Raw genomic sequence first — 23866 nt, 5'->3', positions numbered from 1 at the left:
CGCCGGGCTATGCCCGGAGGACGCGCGGGAGCTGCGGCTCCGCGCGCCGTTCTCCGCGTGCGCGTGCATTTGCGCGGGAGTTCGCAAGTGTGGACGCAAGCGTCGTTCTCCGCTCGCCTGCTCCGTTCGGGTTGACGACCGCCCCGGCGCCGTCACGCCCCTCGCGCGGAGGGGTCGGACCGGCATGACGGGAAACACGATGGGCGGTCGGCGGCACGCGGATCGCCCCGGCGCGGTGTCGGACGCCGAGGTCACCGTTCCCGGACGGCACCGCGTCCGCGCTGACGGCACCTGGACCCCGATGGTGCCGCCGCGCACCGCCGGACATCACCGGCACCGCACCGGCTCCGCGCCCGCCGTCGACGGCGCTCCGGTGCAGCGGGGCAGCGAGAACCCGCAACTGCGCGGCGCACCGGCTCCGCGCGCGAACCGCGTGCCCGACGACGGCAACCGCCCGGCCCCTAACCAGCCGGTTTTCCCCACCGCCAGCGGCACGTTGCCGATCGGCGAACCGCCGTTGCCGCAGCCGCAGCGCCGCCGGGCGACGAGCGATCCGCGCGGCGGCCGAGCCCCCGTCGAACCCCCGCGCCGCCAAGCCTCCGCACCGGACCGGCTGGCCGAACCCCGGCAGAACGTCGTTTCCCCTCGGCAGGAAGCCGAGAGCCGCCACACCGCCCGGCGGACCGAATCCCGCGCCGCCTTCGCTCCTCCGCAGAACCGGATCCCTGAGGAGCACCGCGCCTTCGCCCCGCCGGAAAGCGCACTCCCCCAGCCGACCCGGCGCACCCGGCAGGAACGCGTCGCCACTACTTCCGCCGCGCTGGCCAACCGGCCGGAAAGCCCCCGCGAACGCGTCGAGCTGAACTCGGTCGCGGAGGAACCGCCCCGGCGCCAGCGCGTCACGCTCGGCGAACCGGCCGTCTCGCCGCTGGAGAAACAAGAACAGCAGGACGACGAGGTGCGCGTGTATTCCGCACCGCTGCTGGACGGCCTCGGCACGTTCGACCTCGGTTCGGTGCCCGCGTCGGTCACCCCGCCGAAGACCTGGCGCAAGGCCGCGTGGTTCGCCACCGGCGCGTCCGGTGCGGTGGTCGTCGGGCTGCTGTTCGCCGGGACGTTCCTGGTCGGCGGGCCCGCCACCACGACGACCGACGCGGTCGGTGGCGGCGGCTGGCCCGGCAGGCAGAACGGCGGCAACCCGAACCTCAGCGCGCTCATCCCGAACGGGCAGCACGGCGGGATCGGCGGCAACGTCCCGCGCAGCGGCTCCAGCACCAGTCCCGACGGCGTCACCTCGGACAACGGCACGCATCCGCAGCAGGGCTCCGGTCCGAGCAGTTCCGCGAGCAGCAGTTCGGCCGGCGTGACCACGTCCGCGGGCCCCGGCACCGGCAGCAGGACGTCCGCGCCGACGACGACGGACTCGCCCTCGTCGAGCGAACCGCCGGAGAAGCCGCCGGTCACTCCCGCTCAACGGGAAACGAAAGAGCCTCCGTACTTCACCGCCAACGACCCGAACACGATGGGGAACAACTCGGAGAAGTTCTTCAACAACGTCACCACCGACCCGTCCGAGGCCTCGTCGGTCACGTCCGGCGACCTCAAGCAGCAGGGTCCGCAGGGGCTGCGCAAGCGCTACGCCGACGTCGCGTATTTCGAGGTCAAGAAGGTCACCATCGACCCGCAGCACGGCACCACGGTGAACACGGTCGAGGTCACGCACCAGGACGGCAGCAAGAGCACCGAACAGCAGACGCTCACGTTCGACGACAACGGCAAGATCACCGACGACGGGCGCTGACCAGCACACCGTCTGCAAATGCCGATGCACGTGCGGTGCGGTGAGCGGTTGTTCCCTCGTCCGGTTGGGTGACATAAGCTGCCGTTCGTCGTACGACGGCGGCATTCCGGCGACGGAGTCTGGCGGCCGCCTGTCGGCACAGGGTTACCTGGCGACTACGAGGTCCGGGCCGACCACGAATCGCGCCCGACCGCCCCGGGGACACCGCCACCGTGTCGTGTCCCGCCCCGAACCCCCAGAGCGAGGACTTTCGTGCTTGAACGGCAGCGAACCCGGCGAGAGCCCGACGCCGTGCGCGTCGAGGACGTGATCCCGCCGGAACTGCTCGAGGACGTGGCCGAGGCCGACCGCGAATATCTCGAGCAGGTGTTCCGCGAACCGCAGAAGTACCTGCCGCCGCGCACCCGCCGCCCGGTCGTCCGGGCCGAGGAGCCCGTCGAAGAGCCCGAAAGCAAGCTCGCCCGCCGCGCGAAGCTGGCCGGGCTCGTCGGAGCGGGCGCGCTCGTCGCAGGCGCCGTCGTGACCGCCTCGCTGCTCAGCGGCGGCCCGCGGCCCACCGTGCCGGTCGCGGGCGGAGCCGCGGTGCCCGCCGGGTTCAGCGGCGCGGCCGCGCTCGGCGGCCAGGCCGTGCCGCAGCAGCGCAAGGTCCACTCGTCCGGCGGCACGACGTCGGGGCAGAGCGAAAGCACGCCGCAGTCCAAGCACACCGACTCCGCCGCCACGACGCCGTCGAACTCGGGAACCACGACGCCGGAAACCACTTCCGGCACCTCGTCGTCCGCCTCCTCGAGCACCGCGGCCTCGGCGGAATCGCACAAGAAGTCCGCCACCTCGTCGGCGGCCACGCCGATTCCGGTGAAGCTCGAAGCGGTGCGCAAGTTCTACGCCTCGATCGACCACCAGCCGGAGAACGCGCTTTCGCTGCTCACGCCGAACGTCGCGCGCGGCGAAACGGGCGATCTGGTCCGCGCGTGGAGCGGGGCCGACTCGATCGACGTCCAGGAATTGCACGTCCAGGACGACGGTTCGGTCTTCGCCGTCGCGCTGGTCCACCAGGCGGACGGAACCCTCTTGCGCGTGACCCAATTGTTCGACGTCGTCGAGCAGGATGTGATCTCCCAGGCCCGCGTCCTGTCCGCGGTCTACTCCTGACCTGCGCGAACGTGGTTATGCCGGGTCGGGGCAAGTGTGCCGCGTGCATGTGCGCAGAGTGAGCGCCTAGCCTTGTCACGGGTCGGTCTCGGCAAAACCGGCACACGGTCCACAGCAGGTGCCTACGCTCCGGTGCTGCGGCGGGTTCGAACTCACCCCTTTGGGGTAGAACAGTCCCGCCCCGGGAAGTCGGAGCCCCAAAGGGAGGTCGCGTGAGCGACGAGGGTCGTCTGGTCGCCGGCCGGTACCGGATCGTCGGGAAGATCGGTTCCGGCGCGATGGGGGCCGTCTGGCGCGCCCACGACGAGGTGCTGGGCCGTACGGTCGCCATCAAGCAACTGCTTCTCCAGCCCGGGCTGGAGAACCACGAGGCGGAGGACGCCCGGCAGCGCACCATGCGCGAGGGCCGGATCGCCGCCCGGTTGCACCACCCGAACGCGATCACCGTGTTCGACGTCGTCACCGACGACAACGGCCAGCCCTGCCTGATCATGGAATACCTGGATTCCACCAGCCTGGCGCAGGTGCTGCAGGAGAAAGGCACCCTGCCGCCGCTGGAGGTCGCCCGGATCGGCGCGCAGATCGCCGCCGCCCTGCGCGAGGCGCACGCGGTCGGCATCGTGCACCGCGACATCAAGCCGGGCAACATCCTGCTCGCGGGCAACGGCACGGTGAAGATCACCGACTTCGGCATCTCGCGGGCCAAGGACGACGTCACGGTCACCAAGACCGGGATGATCGCGGGCACCCCCGCCTACCTGGCCCCCGAGGTCGCGATCGGCGGCGACCCCGGCCCCGAGTCGGACGTCTTCTCCCTCGGCTCCACGCTGTACGCCGCCTGCGAGGGACAGCCGCCGTTCGGCTTGTCCGAGAACACGCTGAGCCTGCTGCACGCGGTCGCCGCGGGGCAGATCAACCCGCCGCGGCAGTCCGGGCCGCTGGCGAGCGTCCTCGCGGTGCTGCTGCACCCGGAGACCCAGCACCGTCCCACCGCCGACGAATGCGAGGAACTGCTGGCCGCGGTCGCGCGCGGCGAGACCCCGCTCGGCGGTCCGGACGGCGACACGATGATGGCCTCGTCCTCGGGCACCCTCGGCGCGGCCGCGCTCGGTGCTGCGGGCGGCGCGGCTGCCGCTGGTCTGCTGCATCCCGACGACGAACAGGCCAGCCACTCCGGCACGCTGCTCGACGACCCGGGCGTGACCCAGCAGTACGACCCGAGCGCGCAGCAGTACTACGACGAGGACCCGTACCCGCCCGGCTCCGGCTATCCGGAAGACGACTACGACGACCACGGTTACCAGCAGGACGGCTACCACCAGGAGCCGCCGCTGTACGGCGACCCGAGCCGCAACGGCCTCGCCGCCACGCGCGCGGTCCCGGTGCCGGACCACTACGAGGACGATCCGTACGACGAGGACCCCGCGCCGCGGACCCGCGTGGTGCAGACCGCGCCCGAGGACGACGAGGACGAGAAGCCCGGCGCGTGGAAGAAGCCCGCGATCATCGGCGGCGTCGTGGTCGTCGGCCTGGTCGCGCTCGGCGTGTGGCTGCTGACTCCGGGCAATCCGCCGGACGCTTCGCAGCCGGCGCCGCCTGTTTCGTCGTCCGCGGTCGCGCCGACGTCCGTCACACAGCCGCCTTCGGAAGCAACCACTACGTCCCCGCCTACGTCTTCCCGGGAAAGCGCGACCCGCGAGACCCAGTCGACGCGGCACTCGCGGCGGACCACTACGGCGGAGGACACTCCGACGCAGGATCAGCCGTCGCAAACGCGGGTGTCTCAGACTAAGCAGTCGCCGACCAAGCCGCCGCAGTCGGAAACCTCGGCGACAGCGCCGCCGACTGCGACCAGCTAGCGATCCAGGGACAGCATTGAGTTCAGAAGGCAGCATCGTCGGCGAGCGGTACCGGCTCGACCAGCCGATCGGCCGCGGGCGCGCGGGCATCGTGTGGCTCGCGTTCGACACGCGGCTGTTCCGGACCGTCGCCGTCAAACGCATGTACCTGCCCGTCGGCCTGCCGCCGGACCGTGCCGAACAGGCGCGCGCGATGGCGATGGAAGAGGGCAAGGCCGCGGCCCGGATCGATCATCCGTGCGCGATCACGGTGTACGACGTGCTGCCCGACGGCCAGGACGTGTGGCTGGTGATGGAGTACATCCCGTCGCGCGGGATGTCGGTGTTCCTCGCCGAGCACGGCCGGCTCACTCCGGAGCAGGCCGCGTTCCTCGGCATCCAGCTCGGCGATGCGATGGCGTCGATTCACTCCGCGGGCATCGTCCACCGCACGCTCGAACCGAACACTGTGCTGCTCGCGGACGACGGCAGCGTCAAGCTGACCGACATCGGCATCACCGGCGGCGGCCCGCACGCCGCTTACCGGGCGCCTGAGGTCACCCGTGGCGCGCCTCCGTCTGCAGCTGCAGACGTGTTCTCGCTGGGCGCGACGCTGTACACGGCGGTCGAGGGTGTGCCGCCGTTCGGCGACGACGGCCAGTCCCCGGAACGGCCGCCGGAGAACGCTGGCCCGCTCGCCGGGGCGCTGCAGAAGATGCTGCGCGCCGACCCCGCGGCTCGGCCCACCATGGACGACACTGTGCACGCGTTGAAGGCGATCACCGTCGGACGCGAGCAGACCGCGTTCATCCCGCCGACCGCGCCCGCGTTGCCGACCCTTCCGGCGTCACGGCCGCTGCCCGCGCAGCAGCCCAACGTCCCGGAACCCACGCAGCAGATCCAGCCGGATGCCACGCAGCAAATTCTGCCGCAGCAACAGCCGCAGCAGCCTGCTCCGCTGATGCAGCTTCCGGTCCAGCAGGTGCCACAAGCTCCCGCTCCGGCGCAGCCGATGCAGCAGCAAGTAATGCAGCAGCCGACTGCCCGGTACACGCCCACTCCGGCGCAGCAGGCCGCGTCCGCGCAGGCCGTTCGGGAGAAGGCGGCGGCGCGACGGCGGATCATCCTCACCGTCGCGGCGATCCTGTGCGCGATCCTCATCGGGATCGGCGTTTCGCAGCTGCTGTTCGTCTGAGCCAGCGTCAGGCGACGTTTTCGGTCGCCTCTTGCATGGCTTCGAGGAATGTCTGCACAGCCGGACTGCCCGCGACTCGTGCGGCCACCGCGGCGTGAATGTGCCTGCTCGGCTGCGGATTGCGGACCCGGCGCACCACCACGCCCGGATGCGGAGTGCCCAGCCCCAGCTCCGGCACCAGCCCGACGCCGAGCCCGGCGGCGATGAATCCTTGCGCCGACGGATAGTCCTCGGACTCGACCACGACGTTCGGATGGAACCCGGCCGACGCGCACGCGCCTTCCAGGATCGCGCGGCAGGCCCCCGGGATCGGGTCGACGCCGACCCACGGCTCCTCGGCGAGGTCGGCCAGGTCGAGGACGCGTTTGCGGGCCAGCCGGTGCGCCCGCGGCAGCACCGCGCGATACGGGTCGTCGAGCAACGGCACCAGCTCGATGCCCCGGCCCGGCTCCGACGGCCGCGGGTACACGATGATCGCCAGGTCAGCGCGGCCTTCCTCGACCTCGGTGAGCGGGTCGCCCGGGTCGATGAGCTTGAGATCGAGCCACACGCCAGGGTGTTCGCGACGCAGCGCGGCCACCGCGTACGGCACCATCGTCGCGCCTGCCGTGGCGAAGTAACGAATGGCGAGCTTGCCGGTGCGGCCTTCTTTCAGCTCGGTGAGCGCGGCTTCGGCTCGGGCCAGCTCCGCGCTGAGCGTCTCGGCGTGTTCGGACAACAACGTCCCGGCCGGGGTCGGCTGGACGCCACGGCCGACACGTTCCAGCAACGGCGTGCCCGCTTCGCGTTCGAGCACCGCCAGCTGCTGGCTGATCGCCGACGGCGTGTAGCCGAGATTCCTCGCCGCGGCAGTGATCGAACCGCTCGTGATCACCGCGCGCAGCACCTGCATGCGCCGTACATCGAGCATGGTTTCAATCCTACAGCTTTGCTTAATTGTCCCTGCAGTTATTTTCGCTTGTCCTTACACCTTGCCGCGGCGAAGCTGGCTAGCGAGGCGAAGGAGGAACCTGGGGTGGGCGAGACGAAGACGCTGCTGAGGATCGCGGCGCTCGCGTTGATGTGGGGATCGAGTTTTTTCTGGATCAAACTCGGGCTCGAAGCACTTTCTCCCGTGCAACTGGTGCTGGCGCGGCTCGTGCTGGGCGCCGTGGTGCTGCTGGCGCTGTGCCTGATCGGGCGGCGAAGCCTGCCGTCGCAACGGAGTACCTGGGGCCACCTGCTCGTCGCGGCGTTCTTCCACAATGCGTTGCCATTCCTGCTTTTCGCGGTCGGCGAGACCACTGTGGACTCCGGCATCACCGGGGTGCTGAACTCGACCACCCCGCTCTGGGTGCTCGTGGCGGCCCCGTTCCTCGGGGTGTCGAACCGGATGAACGCGACGCGGATCGCCGGCCTGGTGATCGGGCTCGGCGGGATCCTGCTGATCTTCGCGCCGTGGCAGGCGTCCGGATTGCTCAGCTGGGGTGCGCTGGCCTGCCTCGCCGCGGCGGCGAGCTACGGGTTCGCGTTCGTCTACGAAGGACGGTACCTGTCGAACACCGGCTCCTCGCCGTACGCGATCGCAGCCGGGCAAATGCTGCTGGCCACGGGTTTTCTGGTGCTGGCCATGCCGTTCGGCGGGCTGACCCCGGTGCATCTGAGCCCGGTCGCGGTGATCGCGGTGGTGGTCCTCGGCCTCGGTTCGACCGGGATCGCGTTCGCGCTCAACTACCAGTTGCTGGCGAGCGAGGGCGCGGTGGCCGCGTCGGTGGTCGGCTATCTGCTGCCGGTGGTGTCGGTGTTGCTGGGCGCGGTTTTCTTGCACGAGCAGCTGAACCTGCGCGTGATCGCGGGCATGGTCGTGGTGCTGCTCGGCGTCGCGCTGACGCGGTTGCAGCGCAAACCGGCGGTGGCCCCGGAAGAAGAACTGACTCCGGCCTAGACGAGACGGCGGTCCGAGGCCCAGCGGGAGAGCTCGTAGCGGTTCGACAGCTGGGTCTTGCGCAGGACGCTCGACACGTGCGTCTCGACCGTCTTCACCGAGATGAACAGCTCGGACGCGATTTCCTTGTACGCGTAGCCGCGGGCGAGCAGGCGCAGGACGTCGCGCTCGCGCGGGGTGAGCAAGTCCAGCTCGGGGTCGTTGATCGGGGCGGAGCCGGGACGGTCGGCGAAGGCGTCGAGGACGAAACCGGCAAGGCGCGGGGAAAACACCGCGTCGCCGTCGGCCACCCGGACCACCGCGCGGACGAGTTCCTTCGACGAGATCGTCTTGGTGACGTACCCGCGCGCGCCGGCGCGGATCACCGCGATGACATCTTCGGCGGCGTCGGAAACCGACAGCGCGAGGAACACGACGTCCGGCAGCTCCGGGCGCACGCGGCGGAGCACCTCGGCGCCGCCGCCGTCGGGCATGTGGACGTCGAGCAGCACGACCTGCGGACGCGTGCGCGCGATGCCGGCGACCGCTTCCGCGACCGACCCGGCCTCGCCGACCACCTGCACCTCGTCGGTGATCGAATCGAGCTCCGTGCGCACTCCCGCGCGGAACAACGCGTGGTCGTCCACGAGGAAGACCTTGACCGGTTCCCGCTGGCTTTCCGTCACGACTGCCCACTCCCTCGCTTCGCCTGCCCCCGAGCATAGCGAGGTCACGCCACCCCTTTGCCCGCCTTCACCGGCATGGCGAGCTGGACTTCGGTGCCTTCGCCGGGCGCGGTGCGCAGCTTGCAGGTGCCGCCGTGGCGCTCCATCCGGCCGCGGATCGAGTCGGCGAGGCCGTGCCGGTCGGCGGGTACGACGTCCGGGTCGAAGCCCTTGCCCCGGTCGCGCACGAACACGGTGACCTCGGTGGGTTCGACCTCGGCGAACACGCTGACCTCGTCGACGCCAGCGTGCTTCGCCGCGTTCACGATCGCCTCCCGGGCCGCCTGTACCAAGGCGGTGAGCGGCGGGTTCAGCTCGGCGTCGCCGACCACGACCTGGCCGACCGAGATCGCGAACTGGTCCTCGACCTCGCCGCACGCCGCGGCGAGCGCCTCGGACAACTGCTGACGGGTGCCCTCTTCCTCTTCCTTGGTCCGCTTGTCGCTGGGTTTGCCGTAGCCGCCGGGGCCGTACAGCCAGCCGCGCAGCTCGCGTTCCTGGCCGCGGGCGAGGCGCGCGACCTCGGCGGGCTGGTCGGCTTGGCGCTGGATCAGCGCGAGGGTCTGCAGGACGGAGTCGTGCAGGTGCGCGGCGATTTCGGCGCGTTCGTCGGTGCGGATGCGGGCCTGGCGTTCCTCGCCGAGGTCGCGGACCAGCCGCAGCCAGAACGGGACGGTGAGCACGGCGACGCCGATCAGCGTCGCGATCACCGCGATCAGAGCGAATTTGACCTGGTCGAAGTCGCCGCTGGCGAACACGACGAAGCCGATGCCGGTGGCCACCAGCGCGACCCCGGCGAGGATCCGGACGAACGCGGCGAGCCTGCCGCCCTCGCCGACCAGTCCGTCGCGGGCCCCGACGCGCCAGCGCCGCCGCTGCGATTCGTCCGCCTCCCGCCAGACGACCGCCGCACCGAGCGCGGCGAGCGCGAGCGGCACCGCCACCCAGCCGCGGATGGCGCCGGTGAGCGTGCTGCTGGCGATCGCGAGCCCGATGCCGAGCGCGATCAGCCCATACGCCTGCTGCCGGTCGCGGGCCTTCGGCGCGGTCTCGCTTTCCTCGGAACTCTGCGGAACGAACACCCAGAGCAGGCCGTAGGCGAGCAGGCCCGCGCCGTTGAGCGCGGCCAGCAACGCGAACACGACACGGACCCAGACGACCGGAACACCGAGGTGATCGGCGAGCCCGCTCGCGACGCCCGCGACGGCCCGCCCGGAGCGCCGCCGGTACATCTTGGGCCGCGCCTCAGGTTCGGCGACCTCCATCGCCTGGGCGGACATGAGTGCCGAGGGCTCCTCATCGGTCGAGGAAACCCGCCCTGGGGCACGGATGTCGAGAAAGTCCTGCACGAGTCCCATCGTCACACGCGGAAGCGGCCCGGACATCGGGGAAGGCCCTGATCCATTCCCCCAGACGGCCGCCGACGGGAAATTCCGCGAACCTCCCTGCCGCCCGCGAGGACTCGGTACGATGCAGGGGGCGAGCGATCACAGTGCGTACACGGGGCGGGGAGGCCGGATGACCGAGCAGCATCGCGCGGAGCACGTCGAGTCCGCAGGCGATTACTACGCCCGGACGCAGAACGTGCACCAGATCTTCGCGGCCGGCGAGGACTCGCCGGAGACGCGCAGCGCGACTGAGCGGGACGCCTCGCAGTACTCGGTCCAGCAAGGCCAGCAGTTGCTCCAGGGGCAGCAGACGCGGGGCGACGCTCCGGCGCCGGACGCGAACTACGCGTCGTACAGCCACGAAGACCTGCACAAAATGGTCAACGAGGGCTTGAACTTCGAAGACATCAACGAACGCAGCCGCGTGACGAACATCTACGGCAACTGGCTCGCGGACGCGTCCAATCGGTTCCGCGACGCGGCCAACACCGCGGGTGCGGAGTGGCAAGGAACCGCCGCTGCGCAGGCGCATTCGTTCTTCCAGAGCACGGCGGACCACACGGAAAAAACCGGCAGCGCGATGCAGTTGGTGTCGAACCGCTACTCCCAGCAGTCCGCGGCGGCCGATTACGCGCACAAGAACATGCCGGAGCCGACCGGGTTCGACCAGAAGGCCGAAATGGCCAAGGCGACCGAGCAGTTCCAGAACGGCAACCCGCTGCAGGGCGTGATCGCGATGGGCGACGTGGCGGCCAAGCAACAGCAGGCCGACGCGGCGCATCAGCAGGCAGTCCAGGTGATGCACGGGTTGGACTCGACGTATCACGAGACGTCGACTACGCAGCCGGTTTATTCGCCGCCGCCGCAGATGAACAACGACAGCACGCACGCGAGCAGTGCCGCGCCGGTGACTGTGCCTGGCGGGTCTTCGAGCGGGCCTTATGTCGGTCATGGCGGGCCCGGTCCGGTGACTGGTGGTCCGGCGAATGGGTTCACGGGAACGAATCCGCCGCTTGGCGGTCCTGCTATGAACTCCTTCCCGCCTGGGGGAGGCGGCAATCCTCCGGGCGTTCCTTACAGCCCTGGGCCGGGGATCAACACCGGCACTGGGCCGCTCGGCAACCCTGCGGTGCCAGGGGGCGGGAACAACCTCCGGACCACTCCGGGCATCGGCGGGCGGCTTTCTCCGGAAGGGCTCGCTTTGGGCGGAGGAGGAGGCGGTGTCGGGAACTCCGGCGAGGACACGCCGCGCAGCCGATCGGGTGGCGGTGCTGGCCGGGGCGGTGCCGGTGGCCGAGTGACTGGCGGGGCTGGGTCTGGTGGCTCCGGGAAGCCCGGTGAATCCGGTAGCAAGGGTGCCGCTGAACGGCTTGAGCGCGGCGCTACCGCTGCCGCGAACGCCGGGAAGGGCGGAAAGGCCGGGGCCGCGGGTGCCGGCGCTGGTGCGGCGGGTACTGGGAAGAAGAAGGAAGAGGACAAGGAACACAAGAACAAGATCCCGACGCAGATCGATCCGGACGAGGTCTTCGAGGTCAAGCCGGAGCGGGGACCGGACGGGGAGAAGATCACGCCTCCGGTTCTCGGCGGCTGACCCCTTCTTTCGAACAGACCTAGGAGCAACCGATGGCAGACATCGTTTGGGACCAGAAGCCGGTGGCCGGAAGCTCTCCCGCCGCGGGCACGGCGGGCAACGACTTCCTGGCCGGGCTGGCCGAGGGCCCCGGAAGTCATGAGGCCGCGCAGAAGATGAAGACGGCCGGCAACACGCTGAAGACCTTGGCGCAGAACGGGTCCTTCGCGGTGAACGAAGAGGGGTTCCATGCCTACATGGAGGCGTGTGACTTCTTCCTCAGCGGATACAACCAGATGATCGATCAGGTGAGCCTGCTCACCAAAGCCGCACAAATGGGAAATTTCGACTACGGGAGATCCGTCGCGAAATTTAATGTCCAAGTAGCAAACGACGGCCACGAGGCGATGGTCCCCAATCTCATCCTCATGAGGGATGCCGTTTACGCCGCCCAAGAAGCTCTCTCCATCGCGCGAAAAAACTATCGCGAAACCGAAAGCGCGCATTCGACGTCTTTTGCTGAACTCAACAAGAAAATTGACAACCAGTGAAATTTCGGACCCCGAAAGTCACCCTTCTGCTCGGCTCAGCAGCGTTGGCACTGACCGCATGCAGCAGCACCGTCGACGGTGCTGCCCAGTCCAGCGGGACCCCCTCGGTCGCATCTCCTCCCTCCACCTCGTCCGGAAATCCCTTTTCCGACAGAAATCAGTGCGCACTCCTGGACCAGATCCTCAGCGGTGCCGGATTCCCTAAAGCAGCCCCGTCGATAGCACAAGGCCGAAAAGCCTGCACTACCCAAAAAACCAGCGGCGGAATAAATGCCACCGATGTCGCGCTTCTCCTGCAAGAAGGACAACGTTACACGGACAACATCAGCAGTCCCGACAAGGCTCGCAGCGGAAAAATTAACGGTCGGCCGTTCATCGAAGAACCCGAACCGCTGGGGTCGAGCGGCGCATGTTCGATTTCCATGTCAGTTGAGTCCAGTTCGCGTGCAATCATCATCGTGTCCGGCGGTGTCGACACCGCCGCGTCCTGCGGCACGACAGAAGACCTGGCCAAGAAACTGGACCCCCTTCTCCCCAAGGGGTGAAGGCACTCCGCTCGCCACGACCCGGGCACCGGCCCCATGAGGTCTCTGCCTGAGAACCGTCGCGACCGCCCCTGCCCCAGGCAAGGGACCGATCTCGGGGATAACCTCAGGGACCTTCCCCGATGTGCCGCCCCGCCCTGTCGACCATGCTGTAAGGCATGAGTGGTGCGAACGACGTGCGGCCTCCCCGTACGAACCCCCTGAACGGGTTCGAGGAGACCGTCAAGGACTTCTGGGCCAGCCGGCCTCGGCGGCCGCACTCGGGGCGGAAGGTCGCGGGGGTCGCGGCTGGGCTGGGGGATCGCTACGGGATCGATCCGGTGGTGATTCGGGTCGCGTTGGCGGCAGCGACCGTTTTCGGGGGGTTCGGGCTGGTGCTTTACCTGCTCGGATGGTTGTTCTTCCCCTCCGAGGGCGACGAGGTTTCCGGCTTCGAGGCGTTGATCGGGCGCGGGCAGTCGAGCATGACGAAGGCCTTCGCGGCCGTCTTGACTGTCGCGGTGATTCCGGTTGTCGGGTGGACTTTCGGCGGCGGCTGGTTCGACGGCGGCGGCCTCATCGGGTTCGCGTTGCTCGCCACGTGCCTTTATCTCCTGCATCGCACTCGCGGGCAGGACAACCGACCGGTGCCGGTCGTCGCGTTCGCGGCGGACGGAACCGCTTCCGGAACCGGAGCTTTCACGATGAACAGCGACACCCCGACTCCCGCGGCGGCGGCTCCGGGCTGGGATCCGCTGGCCGCCGACCCGGCGGGCTGGGATCTGCCTGACCCGGCGGCACCGGTGACCCCGCCGCCTCCGAGCGGTGACTACAACGACTCTCCTAAGCCCTGCCGTCGACGGTCCAAGATCGGGGCCGCCACGTTCGGGGTCGCGGTGATCGTGGCCGGCATCGGGGTCGCGCTCTCGCTGAACGGGTTCGACTGGTTCTCGCTGCGGCACATCATCGGCATGACGCTCGCTGTGCTGGGGGTCGGGCTCGTGGCGGGAGCGTTCGCTCGCGGAGCGCGTGGGCTGATCGGGCTCGCGATTCCGCTGTCGGTCGCCGGGATGGTGCTCACGACCAGCACGTTCGACAACCTCGACGTGCGCGGCGGCGTCGGCGACCTGACCGCCACCCCGCGTACGGTGGCCGAGCTGCAGCCGGTGTACCGGCACACCGCGGGCAACATGAAGATCGACCTGACTCAGCTGGCCGCGAGCGAGCCGATCACCACGACGGTCTCCAACGGCGCCGGGAACACCGAGGTCATCGTGCCGCGCACCGCGGACGTGACGTTCACCTGCGAGAACAGCGCCGGTGAGGTCGACTGCCTGAACCGCACGTCCAACGGCGTCGGCCAGCCCGCCATCACCGGGACGGACAACGGCGACGACAACGTCGGCGGACAGAAGATCACGCTCCACGTCACCAACGGCGTGGGCCAGGTGGAGGTGCGCCGTGGCTGAGAACCCTTACTCCTACGACGAGCCCGAAGCCCCGGCCCGCCGCCGCGGGATCGACTGGATCACGCTGATCGTCGGGGTCGCGACACTGCTCGTGTCCGGATACGTCCTCACCGACGGCTCGAGCTGGCTGCCGACCTTCGACTTCCGCTGGATCATCGCGGGCGGTGCGGTGTTCTGCGGGATCCTGATGCTCGGCGCGTCGTTCCGCAAGCGGCGGCCTTAACAGCGCGAAAAAAGCGGGGCCCGGACATTCCCGGGCCCCGCTTTTTCACGTCATTCCCACTCGATGGTGCCCGGCGGCTTGCTCGTCACGTCCAGCACCACGCGGTTGACCTCGGACACCTCGTTCGTGATCCGGGTCGAGATCCGCTCCAGCACCTCGTACGGCAGCCGCGTCCAGTCAGCGGTCATCGCGTCCTCCGACGACACGGGGCGCAGCACGATCGGGTGGCCGTAGGTCCGGCCGTCGCCCTGGACGCCGACACTGCGGACGTCCGCGAGCAGCACCACCGGGCACTGCCAGATCTCCTGGTCCAGCCCGGCCGCGGTGAGTTCCTCGCGGGCGATCGCGTCCGCCTCGCGCAGGGTCTCCAGCCGGTCCGCGGTCACCTCGCCGATGATCCGGATGCCCAGGCCCGGCCCGGGGAACGGCTGCCGCTGCACGATCGTCTCCGGCAGCCCCAGTTCGAGCCCGACCCGGCGGACCTCGTCCTTGAACAGCAGCCGCAGCGGTTCGACCAGCTCGAACTGCAGGTCGTCGGGCAGTCCGCCGACGTTGTGGTGGCTCTTGATGTTCGCGGTGCCCTCGCCGCCGCCGGACTCGACGACGTCCGGGTACAGCGTGCCCTGCACGAGGAACCGGTAGTCGCCCTGCGCCTTGAGGTCGCGCTCGGCCTGCTCGAACACGCGGATGAACTCGCGGCCGATGATCTTGCGCTTCTGCTCCGGGTCGGTGACGCCGGCCAGCGCGTTCAGGAACCGCTCGCGCGCGTCGACGGTGACCAGGTTGACCCCGGTCGCGGCCACGAAATCGCGCTCGACCTGGGTGCGCTCCCCCGCCCGCAGCAGGCCGTGGTCGACGAACACGCAGGTCAGCCGGTCGCCGATGGCGCGCTGCACGAGCGCGGCCGCGACCGCGGAGTCAACGCCGCCGGACAGGCCGCAGATCGCCCGTCCGTCGCCGATCTGCGCGGCGACCGCAGCCACCTGATCGTCCACAATGGACGACGTGGTCCAGCTGGGCTTGACGCCCGCGATCTCGTACAGGAACCGCCGCAGCACCTCCTGCCCGTGCGGCGAGTGCGCCACCTCCGGGTGGTACTGCACGCCCGCGAAGCGCCGCTCGACGTCCTCGAAACCGGCGACCTCGGCTCCGTCGGAGCTGGCCGTGACGACCGAGCCCTCGGGGGCCTTGGTGACGCTGTCGTTGTGGCTCATCCAAGCGGTCTGGTGGCCGGGCAGCCCGGTGTGCAGGACACCGCCCTCGCCGACGATCCGCACGTCGGTGCGGCCGAACTCGCGCACGCCGGTCGGTTCGACGACGCCGCCGAGCGCGCGGGCGAGCAACTGGTGGCCGTAGCAGATGCCGAGGATCGGCACGCCGGCCTCGACCAGCTTCGGGTCCATCGCGGGAGCGCCCTCGGCGTACACGCTCGACGGGCCGCCGGACAGGATGATCGCGGACGGGTTCTTGGCGAGCAGCTCCTCGACGGTCGCGCTCGACGGCACGACCTCGGAGAAGATCTGCGCCTCGCGCACGCGACGGGCGATCAGCTGCGCGTACTGCGCCCCGAAGTCCATGACGAGTACCGGACCGGTGGGAGTGGCCACCCAAGACCTCCAGGTATCAGCGCTTTTGCCACCATCGTCCCAGGTGGGCCCCGTCACGTCGGCAATGCCCCCGGAATGAGGACAGCCGCTGTCCGCGAACCGGCTTACCGTGCCCGCATGACCAACGACTGGACCAACGAACTGACCGAGCAGCTCGACTGGCACTGGCAGCACCACGTGCGCCCGAAGCTGGAGGGGCTGACCGACGACGAGTACTTCTGGCAGCCGGTCGCGGACTGCTGGACGGTGCGTCCCCGCACGAGCGAGAACGACCCGGGCACCGGCGACTTCACCATCGACTTCTCGTTCCCGGAGCCGACTCCCCCGCCGGTGACCACCATCGCGTGGCGACTGGGCCACATCATCCCCGGTGTGCTGGGCATGCGCTCCGCGTCGCACTTCGGCGGGCCGCCGGTGTCCTATCAGGACTTCCCGTATGCGGGCACTGCCGACGAAGCGCTGAAGCAGCTCGACGACGCGTACGCGACCTGGATCGCCGGCGTACGCAGCCTCGACGCCGAAGCGTTGGCGCGTCCGTGCGGTCCGGCTGAAGGTCCGTACGCGGAGCTGTCGATGGCCGCGCTCGTCCTGCACATCAACCGAGAGATGATCCATCACTGCGCGGAGATCCTGCTGCTGCGCGACCTTTACCGAAACCAGTGAGCAGCAGCCCCAGCACGATGCCGAGCAGCGCGGGCATGCCGTGGTTGTCGTGCAGCACCGTGTCGAGTACGGCCAGCGGCGCGATCAGCAGCGCGGCGCGGTAGAGCGCTTGCGGCGGCTCGGCGCCGCGCGCCCGCCACACCACGACCGCGAGCGCGCCGAGCAGCCCGGCGACGCACATCGAGTTGCCCGCTCCCACCGGGTTCAGCCAGACGTAGCTGAGGAACTGGCCGAACAGTCCGCAGCCGAAGTACAGGACGAACCAGGACATCCGGCCGAGGCACCACTCCGCGAAGGTGCCCGCTACGGCGAGGGCGACCAGGTTGAAAATCCCGCCGAAAACCTTGCCGTCTTGGAAGAACATGCCGGTCAGCAGCCGCCACCACTCTCCGGCGTCGATCGCGGCGGCGTCGCGCTTGAAGCGGTCGAAGAGCGACGGATCCGCCAACTGGGCAACGAGCACGACTGCGGTCACGAGGAACACCGCGCCGGTCAGCACCGGACGGCGCGGTGTTCCGACGCGAGCGAAGAAGGCCCGAGCCGGGCTTTCGGACCAGCGGGAGGCCACCGAGTTGGTCATGGGCTGACGATATGCCGGACGCGCGCCGGGAACCCCCGACAAATGTCATCCCGGCACCAGGACAGGTGCCACAAAAGAAGGACCGAGTCCGGCGTGCCGGGCCTGGTGCTCCCTAATACCTTGAGCCCATGGACACGATCACCCCACAGCCGCGGGCCGCGTGGATCGCCGGTCAGGCTGAGCAGGGCGCGAGCACCCTCGTGGTGCACCACCCGTTCGACGGCAGCGAAGTGGCGACGGTTGCGGTGCCCGGCGCTGACCAGGTCGAACGGGCGGTGGCCGCGGCGGCTGCGGTCGCGAAGGAGTTCCGGCGCACTCCCGCGCATCAGCGCGCGGCCGCGCTGGAGCACGTTTCGCGCGGGATCGCGATGCGGGCCGAGGAACTCGCCGAGGTGATCACGGCCGAGAACGGCAAGCCGCTCAAGTGGGCCGAGGCCGAGGTGAAGCGCGCGGTGTCGGTGTTCCGGATCGCGGCCGAGGAGGCCCGCCGGTTCACCGGCGACGTGCAGCGGCTCGATGCCGACCCGTCCGGCGACGCCCGGCTCGCGCTGACCCGCCGGGTGCCGCGCGGGCCGGTGCTCGGGATCGCGCCGTTCAACTTCCCGCTGAACCTGGTGGCGCACAAGGTCGCGCCCGCACTCGCGGTCGGCGCGCCGATCATCATCAAGCCCGCGCCGCGCACGCCGTTGTCTTCGCTGGTGCTTGGCGAGCTGCTCGCCGAGACCGACCTGCCGGAAGGCGCGTTTTCCGTGCTGCCGCTGGGAAACGAGGAGACCCAGGCACTCGTCGCCGACCCGCGGCTGCCGGTGGTGTCGTTCACCGGTTCGGGCCCGGTCGGCTGGTCGATCGCGGACGCGGCGGCGCGCAAGCACGTGGTCCTCGAACTTGGCGGCAATGCCGCGGCGGTCGTGCTGCGCGACTGGCCGGACGTCGAGGGCGCCGCACAGCGGATCGCGACGTTCGGGAACTACCAAGCGGGTCAGTCGTGCATCGCGGTGCAGCGGGTGATCGTGGACGCGGCGATCGCGGAGGAGTTCGTGCCCGCGTTGACCGAGGCCGTCGAGGCGCAGCACACCGGCGATCCATACGACCGCAACACCGACGTCGGCCCGGTCGTCGACGAGGCGGCCGCGGAACGGATCATCGAATGGGTCGATGAAGCGGTGGCCGGCGGTGCACGGGTGCTGACCGGCGGAACCCGTTCGGGCGCAACGGTTGCGCCGACGCTGCTGACCGACGTACCCGCGGATGCCAAGGCTTGGTCGGAAGAAATCTTCGGACCGGTGCTCGCAGTATCCATTGTGGATGGCGTGGACGAGGCTTTCGCTTCGGTGAACGCATCCGCGTACGGACTGCAGGCTGGGGTGTTCACCAGTGACGTGCAGTTGGCCTTCCACGCGTCGGCGGAACTGGAGGTCGGCGGCGTGATCATCGGTGACGTGCCGTCGTATCGCGCGGACCAGATGCCGTACGGCGGTGTGAAGGGTTCAGGCGTCGGCAGGGAAGGCGTGCTGTCTGCGATGAACGACCTGACCGAGGAACGCGTCACGGTCTTCACCGGAGTCGACCTCTGACCACAGTGGAATTGCGGCGGGCAACGGCCGCTGACGCACGCGATATCGCCGACGTGTGGCTGCGGTCGTTCTCCGCCGCGCTGCCGGCAGTCCGCCGTGCCCACGATGACGACGCGGTGCGCTGGTGGTTCGCGAATATCGTGGTGCCACAACAGGAAACCTGGGTCGCGGTCGTCGAGTCCACTGTGGCCGGACTGCTCGTGCTCGACGGCGCGGAGCTGGCACAGCTTTATCTCGACCTTCCGTGGCGCGGGCGCGGAATCGGCGACCAGTTGGTGGACTTGGCCAAACAACTGCGCCCCGGCGGGCTGACCCTGTGGACGTTTCAGATCAACGAGCCAGCCCAACGTTTTTACCGCCGCCACGGTTTCGTCGCGGTCGAATACACCGACGGACAGCGAAATGAAGAGGGTGAGCCAGACGTGCGTTACGTCTGGCCCCCGCCTCAAGCCTCTCACGCCGACTGAGCGAACTTGAAAACCCCGTTGGGGTCGTACTTCTTCGCCACCTGGCCCAGCCGGGCCGCGTTGTCGCCGTAGTAGGCCGACTTCCAGTCCGGCAGGTCCGGGTCGATGTAGTTCACGTAGCCGCCGCGCGCGCCGGCGTCCGCCAGTCCAGCGACCACAGTGGACACAGACTTGCGCGCGGTGTCCTGGCTGCTCGCCGTGGCTGGGGCGTAAACCTGAATGCTGGCCAGCGCTTTCCGATGCGGGAACGCCGTGGCCGTCGGCGCGATTTCGCTCACCGTGCCGCCGAGGCCGTCGATGAGCAGGTCCATTCCCTTGTGCCCGGAAGCGAGATCGGCGATCTTCCCGCCGTCGACCGGATCGGTGATGATGCGCGACGACGCCACGAAGGTCTGCCGTTCGGAGCTGCCGGAGAAGTAGTTCATCGCCGCGCCGTAGCCGAGGGTTTTCATCGTGCGGCTGGACGGCGTCACCGAAAAGCCGTTGAGTGCCGACGTCAGGCCCGCCGAACTGCCCACGAACGCGCCGCCGACCCGGCAAGCCCCGCTCGGACCGCCGGAAACCACGCAGTTCGACCACAGTTCGGGCGGAGCGCTCGGCAGCCAGCGCTGCCACGCGTCGACCACGTCGCTCGCCGAACCGGACGGGAACTTCAGCGAAAACACCGTGATAGTCGGCGCTTCCACAGTGGTGAAGGTGAACGACGTGACCACGCCGAAGTTTCCACCCCCGCCGCCGCGCAACGCCCAGAACAGGTCGTCGTCCGCCTGCGCGCTCACCGTGCGCAGTTTGCCGTCCGGCGTCACGATCTGCGCGGACTGCAACCGATCGCAGGTCAGGCCGTACTTACGGGTCAGCACGCCGATTCCGCCGCCGAGCGCGAGCCCGGCAATGCCGACAGTCGGGCACGAACCCGCAGGCAGACAACGCCCTGCCTTCGCCAGCTCCGAATAGACGTCGCCGAGTTTCGCGCCCGCGCCGATGACCACCTGATCGCCCTGGACGTCCACGCCCGCCATCCCGCCGACGTCGATCACCAGCCCGCCGTCCGGCGCGGAATACCCGGCATAACTGTGCCCGCCGCTGCGCGCGGCCAGCGGAACCCGTCCGCCGGCCGCTTCGACACAGGCCTGCACATCCTCCGGTTTCGCACATTTCGCTACCGCAGCGGGATTGTGTCCGTCGAATAGCGGATTGAACGCACGCTTCGCGGTAGCGAATCCGCCGTCGGAGGGAAGCACGAGGTCGCCGGAGAGTTTGCCGCGCAACGCGTTCCAGTCCGGCGGCCCGGACGGCTTAGAGCTGGTGCTAGGCGGTACGGACGCTCTCGTCGTCGGGCTGGTCTGCGGCACCGAAGGGCCCGGTTTCGCCGTGCAGGCCGCTGCCACCGCGCCGACCGCCGTCAACCCGGCGGCGCGCAGGAACGTCCTTCTCCCCAGTGTCATGTTCATTCAGACGCCTCAGACCGTGCATGGGTTGCGAAAAGTCCGGCCAGTAATGCCCGCAGGGCGAATTCGAACCGCTCGCCGTGCCGGGCCCCGTCTCGCAGGGCTTGCGCGAGCAGCGGAAACCGCTCCTCGTCAAGGTGCGCCAGACTGTCCACATCGGACTGCGAGCCAGGCGCGCGGCCCGCCTCGGCGAGCGTGTGGCCGAGGACGAAGGTCAGCACGGCGTTCACCATGTCGAGTCCGCGCGCCGGCGGCGACTCCAGCAGCCGCAACGCGGTTTCGACCACCTGCAACGACTCCGGACTGACCGCCGGGCGGGTCGCGGCGAGCGGCAGCACGCCCGGATGCGCGAGCAACTGCTCCCGGTACGCCCTGGCGACCCGGCCCAGCCACCGCTGCCCGGACTCTCCCGGCTCCGGCTCGATTCCGGCCAGCGCCGAGACGAGCCGGTCGATCAGGGCGTCAAGCAGCGCTTCTTTGTTCGGCACGTAGTGGTAGAGCGTCATCGCCTCGACGCCAAGTTCCGCACCGAGCTTGCGCATCGACAGCGCGGCGATGCCGTGCTCGTCCACGAACGCGAGCGCGGCGTCCACGACCCGCTCCCTGGTCAGCCCGGCACGCGGCCGGGCTCTCCGATCGGACACTGGCCCCCCTTGACGTTTCTTACACCGTAAGGTACCACTGTTATCGCCACTTACGGTGCAAGGATCGAGGATCCGTGACCGGCCCCAGGGCACTGGACACCCGACCGGCAGCCCAGCTGAATCAGATCAGCGGTGCCATCTCCGGCACCGGCCCGGAAAGCGCGGAACTGCCGCCGCGACCGGTCAGCCAAGCCAGGACCGTGCCCGGCGTGCCGGTGACGAGATCGCCGCCTTCGCCGAGGGGCCAAGTGCGGACGCCGTCGCTGATGCGGAACGAAGGCAACGGACGCGGGCACATCCGGATCAGCGTTCCTACCACCGCTTCGAGATGGCCCCCGAGCAATGCGGTGGCGCTGTCGAGATCGTGGCCGGCGTCGAGGTCGGCGAGGTGGATCGTGGTCTCGGACAGCCGCAGGGTGAGCACGTCCGCGCCGGTCAACTGGCCGCCGTGCCGGTGCCGGACGGGCGCGGACCAAGCGTCGTCCGACAGCCGTGCGGCGTGGTCGGTCAGCCGCTTCCCGGACGCCACCAGATCGGCCACGATTTCCGCCGGAGCACGGCCAGCGCCAGCCTCGATGTCGTCGTCCCGCGCGTTGCCCGGGCCGTACATCGACCGCTCGACCCCGGTTTCCGCCCAGGTCAGCAGGTTGCCGAGGGCGTCGGCGTTACGCGCGAGATGGGTGAGCAGATGCGCGCGCGTCCAGCCGGGCAGCGCGCTCGGCTCGCCGAACGCCGAAGCCGGCATGGCCTCGGCGACTCGAGCCCATTCGTCGTGCAGTTCCCGGATCCGGTCCAGCGCCGCAGTCGTCACCGCACGAGCTTAGGTCAGCGGCGCAGTGCCGCGGGCGCGTTCGCCGGAACCGCCGGGTTCTTCGGTGCGACCGGCTCCATCCGGGCATATCCGCTGCTCTGCTCCGGGCGCTCGTCGGCCTCGCCCTTGTTGGGCCAGAACGAGAACGCCCGCTCGGCCTGCGCGGCGATGGTGAGCGACGGGTTCACGCCGAGGTTCGCGGTGATCGCCGAACCGTCCACAACGGACAGTCCGGGATAGCCGTAAACCCGGTGGTAGGGGTCGATGACGCCGGTGTCGGCGCTGTCGCCGATCGGCACGCCGCCGATGAAGTGCGCGGTGAGCGGGATGTCGAAGACCTCGCCCCAGGTGCCGCCCGGCATGCCGCCGATCCGTTCCGCGGTAAGGACGTTCGCCTCGTGCCCGGCCGGGATGAAGCTCGGGTTCGGCTCGCCGTGGCCCTGTTTCGACGTGTACTTCCGCCGCCCGAACAGGCCGCGCCGGGTGTAGGTGGTGATGGAATTGTCGAGGCTCTGCATCACCAGCAGAATCACCGTGCGCTCGCTCCACCGGTACGCGTTCAGCAGTTTCGCCGACTGCACCGGGTGTTTGACCAGGAACGTGAGCGCCTGCCGCCAGCGCGGAACGCTCGAAGACCCGTCGGTGGCCACGGTTTGCAGCAGGCTCATCGCGTTGCTGCCCTTGCCGTACCGCACCGGTTCGATGTGCGTGTTCTCGTCCGGATGGATCGACGAGGTGATCGCGACCCCGCGGCTGAAGTCCTGTTCGGGGTCCACCGCGGTCCGCGCCGCGCCGATGATCGCCTCGGAGTTCGTCCGGGTCAGCTCGCCGAGCTTGCCGGACAGCTTCGGCAGCGCGGCGGTGTCCTTCATGCGGTGCAACAGGTTCTGCGTTCCCCAGGTGCCCGCGGCGAACACCACCTGAGCTGCCGTGACCGTGGTCCGGAACCGCCGCGAACGCGTGCCGGTCTTCTGCAGCGTGATCTCGTAACCGTCGCCGAGCGGGTTCACCGACGTCACCGTGGTCAGCGGAATCACCTGTGCGCCGTCTTTTTCCGCGAGGTACAGGTAGTTCTTCACCAGCGTGTTCTTCGCGCCGACGCGACAGCCGGTCATGCACGAACCGCATTCGGTGCACCCGACCCGGTCCGGCCCGGCTCCGCCGAAGAACGGATCTTTCACCGTCTCGCCCGGTTTGCCGAAGTACACCCCGACTGGCGTGGCGTGGAACGAATCCTCGACGCCCATCTTCTTCGCGACGTCCCGCATCACCACGTCGGACGGCGTGATCGTCGGGTTCGTGACGACGCCGAGCATGCGGCTGGCCTGGTCGTAGTGCGGCGCGAGTTCGCTTTCCCAGTCGGTGATGTGCGCCCACTGCCGGTCTTGGTAGAACGGCTTGAGCGGGCGGTACAGCGTGTTCGCGTAGACCAGCGAACCGCCGCCGACGCCGGCGCCCGCCAGCACCATCACGTCGTTGAGCATGTGGATGCGCTGGATGCCGTAACAGCCGAGCTGCGGGGCCCAGAGGTAGCGCTTGAGATCCCAGGACGTCTTGGCGAACTCGTCGTCGGCGAAGCGCCTGCCCGCCTCGACCACCGCGACGCGGTAGCCCTTCTCGGTCAGCCGCAACGCCGCGACGCTGCCGCCGAACCCGGAACCGACCACGAGGACGTCGTAGTCGGGTTCTTGCCGCGCGGTGGTGGTGTTACTGGCAGTCACAGGAAAGAGGGT

General features: G+C 69.4%; 22 protein-coding genes. 13 read left to right on the top strand and 9 right to left on the bottom strand.

What is annotated here, in order from left to right:
* Nucleotides 1-184 precede the first annotated feature (184 nt).
* The 4 genes from L3Q65_RS40215 (at nt 185) to L3Q65_RS40200 (ending at nt 5986) form a co-directional block, all read left to right on the top strand.
* Entirely contained in the window at nt 185-1801 is a 1617-nt protein-coding gene (locus tag L3Q65_RS40215; protein ID WP_237597987.1) for a hypothetical protein, read from the top strand.
* A gap of 252 nt (nt 1802-2053) precedes the next feature.
* Complete coding sequence (locus L3Q65_RS40210) at nt 2054-2953, top strand: hypothetical protein (RefSeq protein WP_237597986.1); 900 nt, start codon at nt 2054-2056, stop codon at nt 2951-2953.
* A gap of 212 nt (nt 2954-3165) precedes the next feature.
* On the top strand, nt 3166-4812 hold the full coding sequence (locus tag L3Q65_RS40205) for a serine/threonine-protein kinase (RefSeq protein WP_182894583.1): 1647 nt from the start codon (nt 3166-3168) through the stop codon (nt 4810-4812).
* 16 nt (nt 4813-4828) lie between these two features.
* Nucleotides 4829-5986: a serine/threonine-protein kinase gene (locus L3Q65_RS40200; protein WP_182894584.1), complete on the top strand. Its 1158-nt coding sequence runs from the start codon at nt 4829-4831 to the stop codon at nt 5984-5986.
* A gap of 7 nt (nt 5987-5993) precedes the next feature.
* Here L3Q65_RS40200 and L3Q65_RS40195 read toward each other — a convergent pair whose 3' ends face one another.
* Nucleotides 5994-6896: a LysR family transcriptional regulator gene (locus tag L3Q65_RS40195; RefSeq protein ID WP_182894585.1), complete on the bottom strand. Its 903-nt coding sequence runs from the start codon at nt 6894-6896 to the stop codon at nt 5994-5996.
* Nucleotides 6897-7001: 105 nt separating this feature from the next.
* On the opposite strand from L3Q65_RS40195, the gene L3Q65_RS40190 reads away from it, so the two are divergent.
* On the top strand, nt 7002-7910 hold the full coding sequence (locus L3Q65_RS40190) for a DMT family transporter (protein ID WP_182894586.1): 909 nt from the start codon (nt 7002-7004) through the stop codon (nt 7908-7910).
* Here L3Q65_RS40190 and L3Q65_RS40185 read toward each other — a convergent pair.
* A complete protein-coding gene (locus L3Q65_RS40185) occupies nt 7907-8575 on the bottom strand; it encodes a response regulator transcription factor (protein ID WP_009072456.1) in 669 nt (222 codons plus the stop codon). The genes L3Q65_RS40190 and L3Q65_RS40185 overlap by 4 nt on opposite strands.
* Before the next feature lie 44 nt (nt 8576-8619).
* Nucleotides 8620-9894, bottom strand: a complete 1275-nt coding sequence (locus L3Q65_RS40180; RefSeq protein ID WP_237597985.1) for an ATP-binding protein — start codon at nt 9892-9894, stop codon at nt 8620-8622.
* A 238-nt stretch (nt 9895-10132) separates the two neighbouring features.
* Between L3Q65_RS40180 and L3Q65_RS40175 the strand changes: the two genes are divergently transcribed.
* The 5 genes from L3Q65_RS40175 (at nt 10133) to L3Q65_RS40155 (ending at nt 14339) form a co-directional block, all read left to right on the top strand.
* Nucleotides 10133-11593 (top strand): hypothetical protein, encoded by a 1461-nt coding sequence (locus L3Q65_RS40175; protein ID WP_237597984.1) that lies wholly within the window; start codon nt 10133-10135, stop codon nt 11591-11593.
* Between the two features lie 32 nt (nt 11594-11625).
* Nucleotides 11626-12123, top strand: coding sequence for a hypothetical protein (locus tag L3Q65_RS40170; RefSeq protein ID WP_237597983.1), 498 nt, complete (start codon nt 11626-11628; stop codon nt 12121-12123).
* Nucleotides 12120-12668, top strand: a complete 549-nt coding sequence (locus L3Q65_RS40165) for a DUF3558 family protein (RefSeq protein ID WP_237597982.1) — start codon at nt 12120-12122, stop codon at nt 12666-12668. The genes L3Q65_RS40170 and L3Q65_RS40165 overlap by 4 nt, the downstream gene beginning before the upstream one ends.
* Nucleotides 12669-12826: 158 nt before the next feature.
* A complete protein-coding gene (locus tag L3Q65_RS40160; RefSeq protein WP_237597981.1) occupies nt 12827-14116 on the top strand; it encodes a PspC domain-containing protein in 1290 nt (429 codons plus the stop codon).
* The gene (locus L3Q65_RS40155; protein WP_237597980.1) at nt 14109-14339 is read left to right on the top strand and encodes a hypothetical protein; all 231 of its coding nucleotides are present in this window, start codon (nt 14109-14111) and stop codon (nt 14337-14339) included. The genes L3Q65_RS40160 and L3Q65_RS40155 overlap by 8 nt, the downstream gene beginning before the upstream one ends.
* 50 nt (nt 14340-14389) lie before the next feature.
* On the opposite strand, the gene guaA is transcribed toward L3Q65_RS40155, so the two are convergent.
* A complete protein-coding gene (gene guaA, locus L3Q65_RS40150; RefSeq protein ID WP_182894593.1) occupies nt 14390-15946 on the bottom strand; it encodes a glutamine-hydrolyzing GMP synthase in 1557 nt (518 codons plus the stop codon).
* A gap of 117 nt (nt 15947-16063) precedes the next feature.
* Between guaA and L3Q65_RS40145 the strand changes: the two genes are divergently transcribed.
* Nucleotides 16064-16609, top strand: coding sequence for a DinB family protein (locus tag L3Q65_RS40145; protein ID WP_182894594.1), 546 nt, complete (start codon nt 16064-16066; stop codon nt 16607-16609).
* Here L3Q65_RS40145 and L3Q65_RS40140 read toward each other — a convergent pair.
* A complete protein-coding gene (locus L3Q65_RS40140) occupies nt 16542-17189 on the bottom strand; it encodes a rhomboid family intramembrane serine protease (protein WP_182894595.1) in 648 nt (215 codons plus the stop codon). The two genes, L3Q65_RS40145 and L3Q65_RS40140, sit on opposite strands and share 68 nt — an antisense overlap.
* 128 nt (nt 17190-17317) lie before the next feature.
* On the opposite strand from L3Q65_RS40140, the gene L3Q65_RS40135 reads away from it, so the two are divergent.
* Entirely contained in the window at nt 17318-18763 is a 1446-nt protein-coding gene (locus tag L3Q65_RS40135) for an aldehyde dehydrogenase family protein (RefSeq protein WP_182894596.1), read from the top strand.
* 5 nt (nt 18764-18768) lie between these two features.
* Nucleotides 18769-19230 carry a GNAT family N-acetyltransferase gene (locus L3Q65_RS40130; RefSeq protein ID WP_237597979.1) on the top strand — a complete coding sequence of 154 codons (462 nt, stop codon included), beginning with the start codon at nt 18769-18771 and terminating at the stop codon, nt 19228-19230.
* On the opposite strand, the gene L3Q65_RS40125 is transcribed toward L3Q65_RS40130, so the two are convergent.
* The 4 genes from L3Q65_RS40125 to L3Q65_RS40110 form a co-directional block, all read right to left on the bottom strand.
* Nucleotides 19218-20681: an FAD-binding oxidoreductase gene (locus L3Q65_RS40125; RefSeq protein WP_182894597.1), complete on the bottom strand. Its 1464-nt coding sequence runs from the start codon at nt 20679-20681 to the stop codon at nt 19218-19220. The genes L3Q65_RS40130 and L3Q65_RS40125 overlap by 13 nt on opposite strands.
* A complete protein-coding gene (locus L3Q65_RS40120) occupies nt 20678-21322 on the bottom strand; it encodes a TetR/AcrR family transcriptional regulator C-terminal domain-containing protein (protein ID WP_182894598.1) in 645 nt (214 codons plus the stop codon). Before L3Q65_RS40120 ends, L3Q65_RS40125 begins: the two co-directional genes overlap by 4 nt.
* Nucleotides 21323-21443: 121 nt before the next feature.
* Entirely contained in the window at nt 21444-22133 is a 690-nt protein-coding gene (locus tag L3Q65_RS40115) for a maleylpyruvate isomerase family mycothiol-dependent enzyme (protein WP_182894600.1), read from the bottom strand.
* Nucleotides 22134-22147: 14 nt separating this feature from the next.
* On the bottom strand, nt 22148-23854 hold the full coding sequence (locus L3Q65_RS40110) for a GMC family oxidoreductase (protein ID WP_182894601.1): 1707 nt from the start codon (nt 23852-23854) through the stop codon (nt 22148-22150).
* Between the last annotated feature and the right edge of the window lie 12 nt (nt 23855-23866).

The organism is Amycolatopsis sp. FU40 (assembly GCF_021903635.1).
In the GTDB taxonomy this organism is placed as follows: domain Bacteria; phylum Actinomycetota; class Actinomycetes; order Mycobacteriales; family Pseudonocardiaceae; genus Amycolatopsis; species Amycolatopsis dendrobii.
The sequence above is the reverse complement of the archived record's forward strand: the minus strand, read 5'-3'. Positions and strand labels throughout refer to the sequence as shown.

Bases quoted from the DNA above. Each gene is read 5' to 3' on its own strand.
- L3Q65_RS40195 (WP_182894585.1), bottom strand. From the start codon at position 6,896: ATGCTCGATGTACGGCGCATGCAGGTGCTGCGCGCGGTGATCACGAGC.
- L3Q65_RS40215 (WP_237597987.1), top strand. From the start codon at position 185: ATGACGGGAAACACGATGGGCGGTCGGCGGCACGCGGATCGCCCCGGC.
- L3Q65_RS40160 (WP_237597981.1), top strand. From the start codon at position 12,827: ATGAGTGGTGCGAACGACGTGCGGCCTCCCCGTACGAACCCCCTGAAC.
- L3Q65_RS40145 (WP_182894594.1), top strand. From the start codon at position 16,064: ATGACCAACGACTGGACCAACGAACTGACCGAGCAGCTCGACTGGCAC.
- L3Q65_RS40170 (WP_237597983.1), top strand. From the start codon at position 11,626: ATGGCAGACATCGTTTGGGACCAGAAGCCGGTGGCCGGAAGCTCTCCC.
- L3Q65_RS40180 (WP_237597985.1), bottom strand. From the start codon at position 9,894: ATGTCCGCCCAGGCGATGGAGGTCGCCGAACCTGAGGCGCGGCCCAAG.
- L3Q65_RS40135 (WP_182894596.1), top strand. From the start codon at position 17,318: ATGGACACGATCACCCCACAGCCGCGGGCCGCGTGGATCGCCGGTCAG.
- L3Q65_RS40175 (WP_237597984.1), top strand. From the start codon at position 10,133: ATGACCGAGCAGCATCGCGCGGAGCACGTCGAGTCCGCAGGCGATTAC.
- L3Q65_RS40125 (WP_182894597.1), bottom strand. From the start codon at position 20,681: ATGAACATGACACTGGGGAGAAGGACGTTCCTGCGCGCCGCCGGGTTG.
- L3Q65_RS40140 (WP_182894595.1), bottom strand. From the start codon at position 17,189: ATGACCAACTCGGTGGCCTCCCGCTGGTCCGAAAGCCCGGCTCGGGCC.